The sequence below is a fragment of the Acidobacteriota bacterium genome, from assembly GCA_016208495.1.
Classification (GTDB): domain Bacteria; phylum Acidobacteriota; class Blastocatellia; order Chloracidobacteriales; family Chloracidobacteriaceae; genus JACQXX01.
In genome coordinates this window covers 71,359-88,264 of sequence record JACQXX010000037.1, presented here as the reverse complement: position 1 = coordinate 88,264, position 16,906 = coordinate 71,359, and the positions used below count along the sequence as shown (strand labels likewise).

The following is a 16,906-nucleotide window of genomic DNA, read 5'->3' as shown; positions in this document are numbered from 1 at the left end:
TTTTCAACCCTTAACTGGCACCACTAACTACTAACCACTAACCACTAACCACGTCCTTCATTCTCAATTCCTCATTCTTCATTACCCTTCGATTTTCTTCAGTTCTTCGAGGAGTTCTTCTTTACCACGTTTGAAAATCGGCAGGGTTTCAACGTGCTTATAACGAATAATCCCTTTTTTATCAATAATATACACAGCTCGCTTCGAGACTTTGAGCAGGCCCATCAACATCAGCGCATCATAGGCTTTGCACATCACCAGGTCAGCATCTTCGAGCAACGGAAATGGAAGGTTGAACTTTTCGGCAAAGCTCAAATGTGAATTCATGTCATTGGTACTCACGCCCAAAATGACTGAGTTGTATTGCTTAAACTGCCCCCAGCCGTCGCGGTAATCGCATAGTTGTTTGGTGCAGGTTGGGGTGTCGTCGCCAGGATAGAAGACCAGCACGACATTCTTCTGGCCTTTAAACTGGCTGAGTGAATAGGTTTTTCCATCATTGGCCGGAAGCGAAAAGTCTGGGGCGGCATCGCCGACGTTGGGCATAAGTTCCTCTTTGTGGTTTGAATTTGTTGAAGGTGAATGTGATCGGGAATTCCTCATTCTTGGAAAGAACAGGCATTCCCGTCAAGGCAGCCTTTCCAGTGCCTGCTTTTAGAATGAAAAAGGCGCGGCTCCCTTGAGCCACGCCCTCTTCGAAAACCCGGAACCCGGAACCCGGAACCCGGAACCCGGAACCCGGAACCCGGAACCCGGAACCCGGAACCCGGAACCCGGAACCCGGAACCCGGCTATTGGATTTTGGATGGTGCGCGGAACTGTCCGACACCACTTCCGATGTTGTTGGGCGAACCAACCAGATTCCATTGTCCAGTTGGGATAAACCGCCCTTGAATACGGTTATTGGAGGTGTCACCCACCACCAGGAATGGTCCACCGGCAAATGGTCCAGTGGCAAATTGGGTTACGGTCACACCTTCCGGACGATTGACCTGTCCAAGCTGGCTTCCAACCAGTGCCAACGCCGTGGCGTTGGCTGGATTCGCATTGATCCATCGCAGAATGCGTGAATTTCCAGTGTCTGCCACAAAGATCGTTCCATTGCTGTCAATGGTGATTCCTTGTGGATTCTGGACCTTGTTCATTCCCGTTCCCGCCGTGGCAATGACCGTTCCACTGGTTGCCGCCACCACCGTGTTGGCGTTGTTGATGCGAAGGATACGACTGTTGGTTTCGTCGGTGACAAACAACCGGAAGGTACTGTCAACGGCCAGCCCGCGTGGACTGCCGACTTGACCGCTGGCCGCACCGTTGCTGGCAATTACAGTTCCAAAGCCTGGGACACCACCGTTAAACCGCATTACCCGTCCGTTTCCGGTATCCGACACATACAGGTTGCCATTTGTATCGAGTGCCAGTCCCTGTGGTGCTTTCACCTGGTTGGTGGCGGTGCCATTGGTAGCAAAGTCCGCCCAGGTGACACCAGCATCGGTTGACCACTGGATGCGATTGTTTCCGGTATCAGCAACATAAATCCGTTGACCATCAAAACTAAAGGTCACGGCTTCCGGCAATCGGAACTGACCGTTTCCAGAGCCGACGGTTCCAACTCCGATGACTGCCCAATTTGTCCCGTCAAAGCCCTGGACCCGGTTATTTGAAGTATCGGCCACCATCAACGCATACTGCAGATTGCAGTTGATAAAGTTGATGGTCACCGTGTCACTCACCGCCGCGCACCCACCGGTTGGATCGTCGGTCGTCAAGGTGAGGGTAACAAACCCGGCGATAACTTCAGCCGGTGATGGGGTGTAGAATGCATTCAACGTGGTGGCATTCGGGGCAAACGTTCCGCCACCGCCACTCCAGGTGGCACTTGATGAGCTGCCACCACGTGATCCAGCCAATACAACATTCAGTCCGGCACAAATCGTTTGATCTGGTCCGGCGTTGACCGTTGCTGCGGGGCTGATGGTGATGATGACATCCGCGGTTGAATTTGGCGTACAGGGCGAATTTGAAATTGTCCAGCGCACCATCACCGGTCCGGCTCCACCCGTGTGAGTAAAGGTCGCATTCGGCGTGGTCGCATTCGGATTGAATGTTCCGGTGCCACCACCCACGACACTCCAGGTCCCGGTGCCGCTGGATGGTGTGTTGCCGCCCAAACCGGTCGTGGCTCCGTTTGTACAAATCGTCTGTGGCCCGCCTACTGTCGCCGTTGTTGGCGGCTGGGTGATGGTAATGTTCACTGTCGCCGATGAAGCCGTACAGGATCCGTTGGAAATCGTCCACTGCACCATCACTGACCCAGTCCCGCCCGTGTGGGTGAAGGCTGCATTTGGTGTCGCGGCATTCGGATTGAATGTTCCCGTGCCTCCGCCTACAACACTCCAGCTCCCAGAGCCGACCACTGGTGTGTTGCCACCCAGTCCCACTGTCGTCCCGCTGGCACAAATCGTCTGTGGTCCACCGACTGTGGCTGTGGTTGGCGCCTGGGTGATCGTGATTGTGACATCGGCGGTTGAATCAGGTGTGCATGGCGAACTTGAGATCGTCCAGCGCACCATCACCGGTCCGGCTCCACCCGTGTGAGTAAAGGTCGCATTCGGCGTGGTCGCATTCGGATTGAATGTTCCGGTGCCACCACCCACGACACTCCAGGTTCCAGTCCCGCTGGCTGGCGTGTTACCACCCAAACCGTTTGTGGTCCCATTGGCGCAAATCGTTTGTGGTCCACCCACTGCTGCTGTCGTTGGTGGCTGGTTGATGGTGATGACCACTGTCGCTGATGACGCCGTGCATGGCGAATTTGAAATCGTCCATCGCACTGTCACCGGTCCGGCCCCACCCGTGTGGGTGAACGTCGCATTCGGTGTGGTCGCATTCGGATTAAATGTTCCGGTTCCGCCACTATCAATACTCCAGGTCCCGGTGCCGACCGTTGGCGTGTTGCCTCCAAGCCCGGTGGTTGTCCCGTTGACACAAATCGTCTGTGGTCCACCCACCGTCGCCGTCGTTGGTGCCTGGGTAATGGTGATGGTCACGGTTGCCGATGACGCCGTGCACGGTGAATTTGAGATCGTCCACCGCACTATTACCGGTCCGGTCCCGCCCGTGTGGGTGAACGTCGCATTTGGCGTGGTCGCATTTGGATTAAATGTTCCTGTTCCACCACTATCAATACTCCACTGACCAGTGCCACTCGACGGTGTATTCCCGCCCAGGTCGGTTGTGGTCCCATTCGCACAAATCGTCTGTGAGCTACCTACCGTCGCCGTCGTCGGTGGCTGGTTGACGGTCACTGTAGCGCTGCCGCTTCCCGTAATCGGGCAGGTGGCGGAGTCACTTCCGGACATCACCGAGTACGTTGTTGTCGAAGAAGGAGAAACCATAAAGGTGAGGGGGCTCGACCCGGTTTGTGTACCGCCGCCATTATTTAAGGTCACGGTATACGGAGGTGTCCCGCCACCGGTTACGGTCACGGTCACAGTCGAACTGCCTCCGGCACAGATCGTTCCACCACCGGTTACCGTTCCGGTCAGCGTTGGGCACACCACACACGATGAACAGATGATGCCTGACAATGAAATGGTATCCACTCGCCAGTTCGGATTAGCATTCGCCGTCGAACTATCCCACGCACCCTGCCATCGTAAAATGATGTTTTGACCAGCCAGAGTAGCTGGGAGATTCACAGTGGATGTGATGTAGGTGGCTTGTACCCCCGTCCAGGCTTGTCGCCCAGCAATTGGGCTTGAAAAACCTGAATCAATGGTACCGTTATAGCCACCGACGGCAAACGAACCGCCGACGGCACCACTGGTCACGTCATTGAAGTTTGCCCCACCATTGGTGCTCAATTCGAGCACTCCGCCATCAAATGTGCTTTCTAAGTTCCGTGCCTGTCTGAACGTCAGGCTCAGACCGGTGGCACCTGCGGGTATTGCAATTGACGGAGATGTCAGGCTGCTGCTGCCAATATTGGTGACGCCATTGACAAAGGCGGTTTTTGTCCCGGCGTCTGGATTGGTGGAGGTGGTTCCCCAGGCGGTTCCAATCCCAGTCACCGGTGAGGTCCATCCTGCAGGGAGGGCAGGGACGGTTGCTCCTTCAAAATCCTGTGAGAAAATCACCTGGGCACTTCCCCCAAGTGTAAAGTTGAAGGTTGCTGTCCCTAAATTGAGCGCTCCGTCCTGGAGTTGGAACGTAGCCGTGATCGTTGAGCCGCAGGCACCGCTGGCGGTAAATTGGAACGACCGGGTTACAGCGGCGCCGCTCGCCACCAGAACCCCATAATTCTGGCTGGTGGTAATGGGGGTCACGCCGCCTGAAGCCTGGAGCGTAGCCACCAGATTCGTGGTATTGGCAGCTCCGTTGTTTTGAAGACTGAAATCAACCGTCACGGTTTCACCAGGATCAATGGCTGATGTCACCGGTGATCCACAGGCTCCAGCCGTAATACTCGAACCGGCAGCGATGACATTTGGAGTTGGGACACCAGTAATATTGATACAGCCGTTGCTTCCAGTGCTTGATTGGCCATCGGGATTGGTAATCACAATATTGCGCAATCCAGTCGTGGCCGCGCCGGAAACCGAAATGTTGATGGTGACCGAAGTTGGGCTGCTAAAGGTGGTGCTGTTGACCGTCACACCAGTTCCGCTCACCGAGGCCGAAATCGGGACTCGACAGGCTGATATTCCAGTGGCTGGCGGGTCATAGAATCCGGTCCCCGTCACCACGATATTCATATTCGTCGTCCCCTGCGGCACATCAGTCGCTGTACCGCACGCTGTCACCGTTGGCACTGGTGCCAGCAATTTCACGACCCGTACTCCATAGGAATTGGTGGCATCACAGAACTCCTGGATTGTCCACATGGTCATGTCATCACAGGGGTCAAGTGAGGTATATGAGTAATCTCCCCACCGATGGGGATTAGATCCATCCGCCGGATTGTAGTTGGCTGCCCCGGCCTGATAGACCACTCCTGCCTGCAGGGTGTTGAGGGTATCGGTTACCAAACGTCCATTGGTAAAGGCACCGGCAAACTGGGTCGAACCAGAAACACTGCACCCCATCGCCGCGTGTCCCTGGCCTGAAACCATAATCGAGGGAATGAAGTGATGGCGCGGATTGGTTACCGTATTGTCAAACTGGGTGCCTGACTGAACCAGCGTCGGCGTGGTTCCCAAGTTCTGGAATTCATACCACCGAACACCATGGCGGTTACCAGTCGCCGTACTGGCAACGCCACTGGTATTGACCCGCAGGTTATGAGCCGTCCATAACCGACCATTGCGGATGTGCGCGGCATAAAGCCGGTCATCTAAACTGTCTAGCGTCGTTCCTCCTGATTGCGGAACACCCGCCGAACTCGATGTTGTCGGCACTGTGACACTGATGTTGGCTGAAATGGTCGGCGTGGTGCCAGCCGGGTTGGTGACCCGCCGAAACATCAGAGTTGAAAAGGTGGCATTGTCCACGCCGACAAAATAACCCGTCGCCGTCGGCCCCGTATTGGTTGGATCGTAATTGTCCGCCCCACGCGGGGCAAAGGGACCAGCACCTGTACCAACAGCCAGATTTGGAAACGCTGTCACCACCAGCGGTGACGCTGTCAGCATCTCCGCTTTGCGCACCACAAACCCTTTGGTGCTGTTAAAGGCGCCTCCAGCCGTATCAAGCGCAAACATATCCCCGCCGATATAGAGCGCATTGGCATCAATTCCCAGTGATTCATAATCGGTAAAAAGCGTCGCGTCGCCCTGAAACTGATAGAGTGTCCAGGCTGTGGACGACGTAATCGTTGCCGTATTGCTCACGGCCAGCAAAATACGATTGGGCTTATCGGTCTGAAAACTACTATTGAGAGGGACATCCAGCATCACCAGAAACCACCGATCTGACAACCGGTCAAATCGAATTTGAGGGTCAGTCGTGAAATTGACCCCCCCGGCACTCGGGGTCGTCAGGACCGAAGCGAAAAATACATCCGGGCTGATGTCCAGATTGCCGTCGGCAACCCCCGTTGTTTTATTAAAGGTCCGAAACCGACCATTGATGGCCACACAATACTGGGTCGGCCCCACTGCTCCCATGGTATCTGGTGGAAAGGCCCCGGTATCGGCCAACGTCGCACCCGTAAATGACGTGCTCGTCGTTTGTGGTGCCAACGGCTGAACCGTTAAACCCGGCTGACCAGGTCGTTGAGACACATCGTTTTCATTCACTGGTGGCCACTGCGACACGGCTGGCGCATCCGGGTTTTGCGGAAGATCTTTGTCCCGCTCGTGTTCAAGCTCCTTCCGGAGTGGACGGGGTTTTTTCGGCAGGAGCTGGGCCTGTCGTTCCCGAATCATCATTTGTTCCGTCGTCTCGATGATTCCCGCTGCGCCCGTCCAGGGAACGCCAATCATTTCTCCACTTTGTCCAACCGGAATCGCCGGGGTTGGCACATTTGAGGTATCAACCGCCTGGGTCGAGGGCTTCCCAGCTACCCCACCCGAGACTGCCCCGCCTACGCTGCTTTGTCGGCGTGGATTTCGACCCTTTAACTGATTCTCTGGTAAAGACTTTGACCCAGCCGAAGTTGGGCTCTTTGTCTGAGTCTTTGATTGGGTAGACTTGGATTTCTGATCTGAACTGGCACTTTCAATCGGCCCAAACCAATACGGGACCGAAATGATGCCAGTCATGAAAAGGATGATAGCTAACCGTCGAGTGTGTTGGTGCATAGACATTCCTCTATCCAAATAGGCAATACCATAAGAATAGAGGATGGGGTCATTCAAACCTCAGTTTGAAGATTTTGACACACAGCAACCTATTCTTCCTGGAGACCAAGCAAATGCGGCGTTTGATCGGTGGTGATGGAGATAAAAATTGGGGGCGTAGATTGTCTGAGAAGAGCGGCGATTATAGTTTTGTCTATCAAAAAACACCATAGTCCAGTAAAGAAAAGTTTTCTCCAGGACTTTTTCTGAACATTCTGCGTCTAATTTGTTCCATCAAATGGAAAACCCCGAATCTGGCATTAACTAGTGTTCGGGGTGGAAACCTGCCGGAGTGACAAGGTGACAAGGTGACAAGGTGACTGGGTGACTGAGTGACAAGGTGACAGGGCATAAGCGCCAGGATAAGGATTTGAGGCCCGGAGGGTCGTCGTTCAATAGCCGTGGTGCGAAGCCCACGGTCACGGCCAGGACGGGATCCAGACCCTACCAGAGCATCGTTCAATACCAACGGGAAGGACAGGGGTTTTCTTATTCTGGCGTTTATGGGGTGACAGGGTGACAAGGTGACAGGGTGACAATATGAAGGAATGATCAGTGGGACTGTTCAATTTTTTCTGTAACCAGTCAATTTAACCTGGAAAAACCAGGTGATGGGCTCTTTCTTTAGTCACTAAATATTGAATATAAACAGTTTATCTAAACTTAAAAAACGAGCTAAAAAATTCAGTTTAGCCATTTACACAAAAAACTGAAAAGTCTCGACGTTTGGGAGCGGGAGAATACTTTTTCTCCTTGTCCCCGTGTCCGCTTGTCCTCTTGTCCAGATCGGGCTTTGTTTCCTTATCCTGGCGCTTATGCCTGTATCCCCCGAGTGCCGTGAACTTCCTCGGGCACTCTCTGCCACCTGCTTCGCCTAGATTTTGTGCAAACAGCCCCCTCTCTCAAAATCCTGTTTGTAGAATTTGAACCAGGTGGTTGAAGTTGCTGAGCCTCAATAGACAAAACCGGAAAAATAACTTAAATGGCTGGATTTTGATGAGCAAGCCAGGCTTCATTCTGTCACCTTGGTGACCCATCCTGTTTGCACAAAATCTAGGCTTCGCAGGTTGAAACCCTAAATTTCCAATTCATCGAATCCATCACAAAAAAATTTACAGAAGGAAAAACTTCGGCCCAGTTATGACCAATTAGGTGAACACAATTCGTTGGAGTCATCAAACCGATCTCTCCCACCAATCTCACAACAAATTCTGAAGTATGGATTCCTCAACCCTCTGATTTTCAGACCAGGTTGCCTTTTCATATTTCATTCAGGTGGTTTGCCATGATGATGCCCAGACTGACATCGCTTGTGTGCTCAATACTTGGATGGCTGGTTGCCATAACGTTCAACCCGCTGATAGCCCCGGCTGCCGGCACGCTTCAACCGAAACAACAACCTCCGCCCCAGGGTCCATTCCTCCACAAAGTCCTGAGCGCCACCAGTTCCGATGGTCTGAACTGGACACCGGATAATCGTGTGCTGCTCGACCACGCCTCAGTTCCAGCCGCAATTGTCACACCGGGCGGCGCGATTCGAATCTATTATGTGGATGCGAGTGTGCCGCCAGAGACCGCCAACGTTGCTGAATCAACCGACGGCGGAGAAACCTTCAAAGTCCTGGGGCTCAAGATCAACGGGCTTTCCAGCCGCAAAGCCCTGGATCCGTGCATTGTACGGCTCCGTGACGGACGCTATCGGTTGTACTACCTGGCTTCCGAACCAGGCGATACCACCAACCCACACCGCATTAACAGCGCGATTTCCACCGACGGTGTCAATTTCACTGAGGAACAAACCAACCTGACATATCCTGGCCTGGTTGATCCAGATATTTTCAAGCGCCCCAAAGAATGGCTGATGTATGTCTTTTCGGCCACGGATGGCAAAACCATTGTCGCCCGCAGCCGCGACGGGCTGAACTTTACCTACCTCAAACCCTTTGAAATCCAGGGCTTTGGGACCACTGCCCCCATTAAACTTTCAGATGGAAGATATCGCCTGTATGCGTTCAATCAGCGTGGACAACGAACCTTTGTCAGTTTTATTTCAAATGATGCGCTCACCTGGACGCAAGAGCCCGGCATCCGGCTGGAAGTCCCTGAAGGCCAGGAAATTACCGATCCGTATGTTGTCCGGCTGCCAAACGGAACGTGGAAGATGTTCTACAAATTCCAGGACAATACTCAGTCACAAGGCCCGGCCAACTATTTTCTGAGTTTTCACGCCTGTGACCCGGCTCAAGGCAATTGTAACGACCCGCGAACCCACAAGACCTATCTGGCCCAGAGCAGCAATGCCATCAACTGGTCGCCAGTTCCCAACTGGCAACCCATCCCTGGTTCAGTGCCGGATGTCATTCGACGTGGAAACAAGCTCTATGTTTTTACCGCCAGCAGTGAAGTCACCCGGTATAACCTTGATACCCAGACCCTCGAACCACCGGCCCGTGTCACCATCAACGGGTTGGAGACTGGATTTGTGGATCCATCGCTTTTTGTTGATGACCAGGGACGACTGATTCTCTTCTTTCTGCGCGGCCAACCCGGAGGTGATCCGGCACAATGTGCATCAGGTCAGACAACTTGTGAAAACTACTTTGATTCAGCCACTGAAGTTGATGGCAGCGATGGAACAGCATTCACGCTTGACAGTGGTCACCGCGCAGTGGTTGAGCTTGGTGGGTCAGATGGCCTCAGAACAGCCTCTGACCCGGATATTTTTTTTGATGGACGGCAGTTTGTACTCTACATCTCACATGGGCCGAGTATTTCGGTTTGGACGGCCTCAACGTTACACGATGGGTTCACCAAAGTCGGACTGCTCTCAAATGGAACAGGCGGTATTCCGTCGGGCTACTTTGATCAAGCCAGCGGAAAGTACTGGACCTTCAGCCATATCATTCAAAACGGAAGAGCTGTCATTCGCCGCGCGATTCACGCTGATTTCTCCCATCCGCTCACGGAAACCGACTGGACAACTGTCCTTACTGGCGCCGGATTGGGCCTGGGCGATCAGGTCAATGTTGAAAGCCCTGGATTTGCCGTCAACTCGAATGCTCAACCACCAAATCCATCAGATGAAGAACTGACGTTTGTCCCGGATGCGGGCATTCGCATGGACTATGCGGCCAACGCGTTACCAGGAGTTGATGCGTCAGGTAGCATTTACCTTTATTACAATGATCAGCAAAGTCGCCGTGAACTTCTTTCCATTTCGACTGATGGACTGACGTTTCCACCCGGCACTCAGCCGACAAGTTCCGCCAACGATCCACGTCGGACGCTCCTCCCCGATGGAACCTGGCGCAAATACCAGTTTGACCTGCAGCGTAAAGAGATGCGCAGCCAGTTTTCAACCGACGGGCTTATATTTCGGCCAGAAGATGGCGTTCGGTACCTGCCGCAACCCGCCGACAACAACACACTCGGCGTGTATGACGTTTTTTCTGAAACCAATGGACAGGTCACAATGCTCTATATTGGTGATTTGATGGGACTTAACAATGTTCGGCAGGCTGTTTCAACCGACAATGGACGAACCTTTGTCTTTGAGCGTGACAATGTCCTGGGAGACGCCACCGCTGGCGGCGGCCCGAATTCATATGTTGATCAAAAATCCATTCAACTCCCGGATGGCCGACGACGCCTGTTTGTAATGAAAAAAGGCGTCATTTACAGCTTCATTCGCACTGCCGACACCTCTGCTTTTTCGCTCGAACCAGGGACTCGTTTGTCCCCGTCAGACTTTACTGATATTTCCTTGATTTCGTTGCATGACCCGCTCGTGGTGCGGCTACCGGATGGACGCTTTCGGATGTATGTCGCCGGGGCGGTTGCTGGCGGCGACCGGCAAGTCATTGTGAGCGCCACGACGACCCGGTGAATGATTGGACTGAAGAAATCGGGCTGAGGGTTGAGGTTTATAAGTACCTTACCGAAAATTTCCAGATATTTTGAACCACGAAACACACGAAATACACGAAAAGAATCAACCGCTTACCAAATCCAATATCTCAGGAAATTTATGAAAAGGTACTTCTCAGTGTATTTATGAAAAGGTACTTATTTTTGCACCATGCAGACTGGAACTCGCCAAATCTGGAAAATCTCCTCAACGGGAGGCATACCAGTACAGGTCACGCAAGGCGGCGGATGGGAATGTACGGAATCAACCGATGGCAGGTATCTCTATTACACCAAAGATCGAGCGGTAGCCGGGCTCTGGCAACTGGACCTTGTCACCCATACGGAATCTCCAATTCCAGAACTGGCGGAGGCCGGTCGTTATCGGTACTGGGCGGTCTCACGGGATGGGATTTTTTTGCCACCCTAAATGCCTCCCAAACTTTAATTATCAACTTTTTTGATTTCAAAACCCGCAGAATTCAAGAGATTATGCCCATTCGCGGTCTTATCCTGCGCGGTCCTGCTGGTTTAGCCATCTCACCCGACATGACCAACCTGGTTTTTGCCCAAAAGGATCAATTTGGCAGTGATTTGATCATGGTCGAGAATTTCCGGTGGTAAAATGATGACACTGTGACAGACTGACAAGGTGACAAGGTGACACAATGACATCTGATACCATTTTGGAATGAAGTGATCGTATTAGAAAACAGTCAAGTAATTCAATCAATTGAAGTTAGTGAACTACTGACTACGATCTACTGACTACAAACTGGTATGACATCTGACATCTGACACAATGACAACTGACACGGTGATAAGCTTTGGTCACAGTGTCAATTGTCACCTTGTCATCGGGTCAGTTGTCACTGGATCTTCGATGGAGCCCGGAACTGGCCGACACCTGAGCCAATGTTGTTGGGTGAACCAATCACTGACCAGCCGCCCGTTCCCACTGGACGGCCAACAATCCGGCTGTTGGCCGTGTCTCCGATAATCAGGAATCGGTTGCCGGCCTGTGACCCACTGGTGAAGGTCGTCACCGTCACCCCTTCCGGTCGGTTGACCTGTCCCAGGTTGATTCCGCTCAACGCCATCGTCGCCGAATTCGACGGGTTGGCGTTGATCCACCGCACGATACGCGAATTTCCGGTGTCAGCCACATAGAGAATTCCAGTCGTTGAATCAATGGCCACCCCTTGCGGGTTCTGCACTTTATTTAAGGCTGTCCCCGAAGTTGCCACAATCGTCGCACTCGTTCCACTCACGGTCGTGTTGGCATTCACGATCCGCAGAATCCGACTTGTGGTTTCATCGGCGATAAAGAGCCGGAACGTGCTGTCAATCGCGAGTCCGACCGGTTTGGTCACCTGGCCGCTGGCGGCTCCATTCGTCGCGATGACAAATCCAGCTCCTGGAACACCACCAGTGAAGCGCATCACCCGACCATTGCCGGCATCCGCCACATACAGGTTGCCATCGGCATCCAGCGCCAATCCTTGCGGCGCTTTGACCTGATTGGTCCCGGTTCCATTCGTGGCAAAGTCCGCCCAGGTCGCTCCGCTGTCGGTTGACCACTGAATCCGGTTGTTTCCGGTATCCGCCACATAAATCCGACCCGTCGCGTCAAAGGCCACACCTTCCGGCAATCGGAACTGACCAGATCCATTTCCGACCGTCCCCACTCCGATCACCGTCCAGTTCGTTCCATCATACCCCTGGATTCGATTGTTTGACGTATCCGCCACCAGTAATTCCAGGCAACTCCCGATTGTAATGGTCACGGTATCGCTGGCTGGTCCGCACAGTCCGCCCGGATTGTCGGTCGTCAGCGTTAAGGTCACGCTTCCAGCCGTTACTTCCGCTGGTGACGGGGTGTAAGTTGCCGTGAGTGTTGTATTGTTTGGCGTGAACGTTCCCGTTCCCCCGCTCCACGTTCCCGTCGTCGCGCCTCCTCCGATGCTGCCGCCCAGTGTTACCGTCGGATTCACGATACAGGATCTCAAATCCGGCCCGGCATTGGCCGTCGGTGGCGGTGTAATTGTAATCACCACATCCGCCGTTGCATTGGCACAAGGCAGATTCGTCACCGTCCAGCGCACTGTGACTGGACCGTTGCCGCCCGTATGGCTAAAGGTTGCATTTGGCGTCGTCGCGTTCGGACTAAACGTTCCCGTTCCACCGCCCATCACGCTCCAACTCCCGGTTCCGACCGCTGGCGTATTCCCGCCCAAACCGGTTGTGGTTCCGTTGGCACAGATCGTCTGGGGTCCACCCGCTGTCGCCGTCGGTGCCTGGGTGATGAAAACCATCACTATCGCGGATGACGCCGTGCACGAACCGTTGGAAATCGTCCACTGCACCATCACTGGTCCCGCCCCGCCGGTATGGGTAAAGGTCGCGTTTGGTGTCACGGCATTCGGGCTGAATATTCCCGTTCCGCCACCCGCGACGCTCCAGCTTCCACTGCCAACCACGGGAACATTCCCTCCCAGTCCCAGGGTTGTCCCATTCACACAAACCGTCTGTGGTCCACCTACCGTCGCCGTCGTCGGTCCCGGCGTGATGGTGACCGTGACATCAGCGGTTGAATTTGGTGTGCATGGCGAACTTGAAATTGTCCACCGCACCGTCACCGGCCCCGTCCCGCCCGTGTGGGTAAAGGTTGCGTTTGCCGTCGTCGCATTTGGATTAAACGTTCCCGTTCCTCCACTGACCACGCTCCAGTTTCCAGTGCCGCTCGATGGTGTGTTGCCTCCCAATCCGGTCGTGGTTCCATTCGCGCAGATGGTCTTTGGCCCACCGACCGTTGCCGTCGTTGGCGGCTGGTTGATAGTGATGGCCACCGTCGCTGATGAAGACGTGCACATGGGACTTGAGATGGTCCACCGCACCGTCACGGGTCCAGTACCGCCCGTGTGGGTAAAGGTGGCATTCGGTGTCGTTGCATTTGGATTGAACGTTCCGGTTCCACCTCCATCAATACTCCAGGTCCCGGTCCCGACCGTCGGGGTATTACCTCCGAGTCCGGTCGTGATTCCACTGGCACAGATGGTCTGTGGTCCACCGACTGTCGCCGTCGTTGGTGGTGCGTTGATCGTAAATGATTGCCCGGTGGTAAACGGCACATTGCTCACCGCTGGGGTCACGGCGGTTGAATTCACCATATCCAGCCGGAGCGTCCCTCCGCCAGTACCGGTGTTGGCCGAAACGGTCCAGGCTGTCCCGGAACCTGACACCGACAAACTTCCTTCTCCGGTTAGGGTGTTTCCGACATCTGTCAGGGTAAAGTTACCGGTAAATAATCCGGAAACAGGGTCGGCAAAAGTCAAATTCCACATCACGGTTGTTCCGGAAACCCCGTTGCACAGCGGATTCGTCCCAGAAGTATTGATCGAAGTCAGTGTGGTCGAAGCTATCGTGGTATTAAATCGCTGCCCGTAGATTTCATCTTCATCATTGGTTACATCCTCTCCGGACCAGACAGCCAGGTACTCATTGTTGGTGTTGTTAAAGCCTGTGGCCGGACTTGACGCTGAAAAAGTGGTATTCCCATCCGCACCCATATCACTCAGGCGGGTGTCGGTACCAATTTCAGCTCCGGTCGCGGCGTTAACTCGCTGTCCAAAAATCTCATTTTCATTATCGACCAGCGGAGAGGTGTTGTCATCCCCACTCCACACCACCAGATACTCGTTGTTGAAGCTATTGTAGATTACAGATGGGCTAATGGCATTAAAATTTGAATTTCCATCCGGTCCCATATCGCTGAGACGAAAATCATTGGTGCCGACTTCGGCACCCGTCGCCGCGTTGATCCGTTGGCCAAAAACCTCATTTTCATTATCAATGAGCGGAGCGGTGGCATCATCACCGTACCACACCACCAGATATTCGTTATTAGTGCTGTTGTAGGCAACTGCCGGCTGATTCGCATCGGCGGAGCCAACCCCATCAACCCCGACGTCGCTGAACCGTGTATCAGTTCCAATCTCGGCACCGGTTGCCGCATTGACCCGTTGGCCAAAAATTTCACGTTCATTGTTAATTAAAGGAGGAGTATCATCATCGCCTTGCCATACCACCAGATACTGATTATCGGTGCTGTTATAGGCCACTTTCGGGTTATTTCCTCCAAAATTAATATCTCCGTTCGTCCCCAAATCACTCAATCGAAAGTCATTGGTCCCAACCTCGGCGCCAGTTGCCGCATTAACTCGTTGGCCGAAAATCTCAAATTCATTATCCACCAGAGGGGCAGTATCATCATCGCCTCCCCACACGACCAGATACTCGTTGTTGGTGGCATTATAAGCCACCGATGGATTTGCAGCTAAAAAGAACAAACTCCCATTCGTCCCCATATCACTGAGGCGAAAATCATTGGTTCCGACTTCGGTGCCAGTTGCGGCATTGAGCCGTTGTCCAAAAATCTCGAATTCTTCATCAACCAGTGGAGCGGTATCGTCATCACCTTGCCACGTCACCAAATATTCATTATTGGTGCTGTTATAGGCCACAGATGGTGTAAAGGCGTCAAAATTAGCATTCCCGTTTGGCCCCATATCGCTGATTCGAAAATCATTCACACCGATCTCGGCCCCAGTTGCCGCACTGACCCGCTGTCCGAAAATTTCCCCTTCACCATCAACCAGTGGAGACGTATTGTCTTCTCCAGACCAAACCACCAGATACTCGTTGTTGGTGCTGTTATAGGCGACGGCGGAAGTTACCGCATCAAAATTTGCATCTCCATCCGGTCCCATATCGCTCAGCCGAAAATCGTTGGTTCCGATTTCTGGATCAATCGTCACCGGGTATGTGGCAGCCGCCAGACCGCTGTTTGCCACAACAATTTTCGTCCCATTGGAACTGACTTCCATGTGGGCTTCAAGTTCTTTTCCATCAGCATCATAGACAAAGACGTCACCGAGCGTGACGGCCCCATTCCCAGTTTTCCATATCCACTGCTTGCCTTCCTGGCTAAAGGCTCCAACACAGTCAATCTGCCCAGCAATCACCAGATCTTCACTGCCAAGGTCAAGTGGTTGGAGCACCACAAATTGTTGCTCAATGGTTCTGGCTTTAGCCAGATACCGCTCGGTAATTCCCAGCCGGTGAAAGGCCACACCCTCTGCCGATTCAGTGACCGGCATCACTTCCTGGAGGTGAACCAGCGGCGTTTTCACCTGGGCGGTCCCGACGGCGCTCAACTTCCATTTCCATTCCGGGCCGCCGTGGCGTGGTCGGAAAGTGATACCTTCGGCTGTAAATGTAACCCAATGCTGGGGATTCTTGAGCCTCCAGCCGGTGTCAATGGCATCCAACCGGTTGACAGCGGCAATCACGGCTTCATCCGGCGTCAGGTTTTGCCCTGACGCAATTTGAGTTTGAGGGAAAGCTGGCGATGGTACTCGCAGTTGAGAAGTGGTGTCTGGTTTGATTGAAGCGTGAAATGGGAATTGTCCAATAGGTGTCATCGCGGCAGCGGTCAAGACCACACATCCGCACAGCAATGCCAGGAGCATGCGCGTTGTCTTCGTCATATATTTTTACCCTTCACCCGGTGGATCACCGGGGCGGCCTCGGGCAGTTTGTCCATCAAAGCAATTTATAAAAACTTGCTCATTGGTTTTCGAAAAGTTATTGAGTTACAGTTACTAATACCAGTTTGTAGTCAGTAGTCAGTAGTTCACTAAGTTTATCTGATTGAACTATCTGACTATTTTCTAATACGAAGACTTCATCACAAATTGGTATAACAAACTGTTATTCATCAAAGTGTTGCAGGTGTACACCGCCATGGTGATTGATTTTTCCTGCAAGGAAACGTCAGAAAAATTTAAAGGCAAATTGAAAGCTGATGAGTTTTTATCGAAGGTAAAACAGACAAAAGCAGAAAATGATTGGGCGTAGCATTTTTCCAGGATTGGGCAGGCTGCGAAATCTTATCGGCCCCGGTCATGTGGCAGGAGGAGTAAGGCAGGGAAGATTCTGGCTAAATGCTTATTACCAATGTTGTTGAATGATGGAAAGTGGTGACGGAAAACGCATTTACCATATACGAGCTACAGGGGAAAATCCAGGATAAATCTAAGAAACTCCTGATCTGAATTCACAAGGTGACAAGGTGACTGACTGACAAGGTGAAAAATGACAAAGTGACCGGGTGACAAAAAATAAGGGTGTGGCTCCTTTGAGCCACACCCTCGTCGAAA

Annotated in this window: 5 protein-coding genes; 2 read left to right on the top strand and 3 right to left on the bottom strand. The window is 53.0% G+C overall.

Going from position 1 to position 16,906, the window contains the following annotated elements; translation table 11 throughout:
* Positions 1 to 81 precede the first annotated feature (81 nt).
* Together HY774_06520 and HY774_06515 are read right to left on the bottom strand one after the other, a co-directional pair.
* Positions 82 to 546 carry a peroxiredoxin gene (locus tag HY774_06520; protein ID MBI4748125.1) on the bottom strand — a complete coding sequence of 155 codons (465 nt, stop codon included), beginning with the start codon at positions 544 to 546 and terminating at the stop codon, positions 82 to 84.
* A gap of 245 nt (positions 547 to 791) precedes the next feature.
* Positions 792 to 6,740, bottom strand: coding sequence for a hypothetical protein (locus tag HY774_06515; protein ID MBI4748124.1), 5,949 nt, complete (start codon positions 6,738 to 6,740; stop codon positions 792 to 794).
* Positions 6,741 to 8,064: 1,324 nt separating this feature from the next.
* Here HY774_06515 and HY774_06510 point away from each other — a divergent pair.
* Together HY774_06510 and HY774_06505 are read left to right on the top strand one after the other, a co-directional pair.
* The gene (locus HY774_06510; GenBank protein MBI4748123.1) at positions 8,065 to 10,665 is read left to right on the top strand and encodes a hypothetical protein; all 2,601 of its coding nucleotides are present in this window, start codon (positions 8,065 to 8,067) and stop codon (positions 10,663 to 10,665) included.
* Positions 10,666 to 10,857: 192 nt separating this feature from the next.
* Positions 10,858 to 11,115 (top strand): hypothetical protein, encoded by a 258-nt coding sequence (locus tag HY774_06505; protein ID MBI4748122.1) that lies wholly within the window; start codon positions 10,858 to 10,860, stop codon positions 11,113 to 11,115.
* Positions 11,116 to 11,554: 439 nt separating this feature from the next.
* On the opposite strand, the gene HY774_06500 is transcribed toward HY774_06505, so the two are convergent.
* A complete protein-coding gene (locus HY774_06500) occupies positions 11,555 to 16,234 on the bottom strand; it encodes a hypothetical protein (GenBank protein ID MBI4748121.1) in 4,680 nt (1,559 codons plus the stop codon).
* Positions 16,235 to 16,906 lie beyond the last annotated feature (672 nt).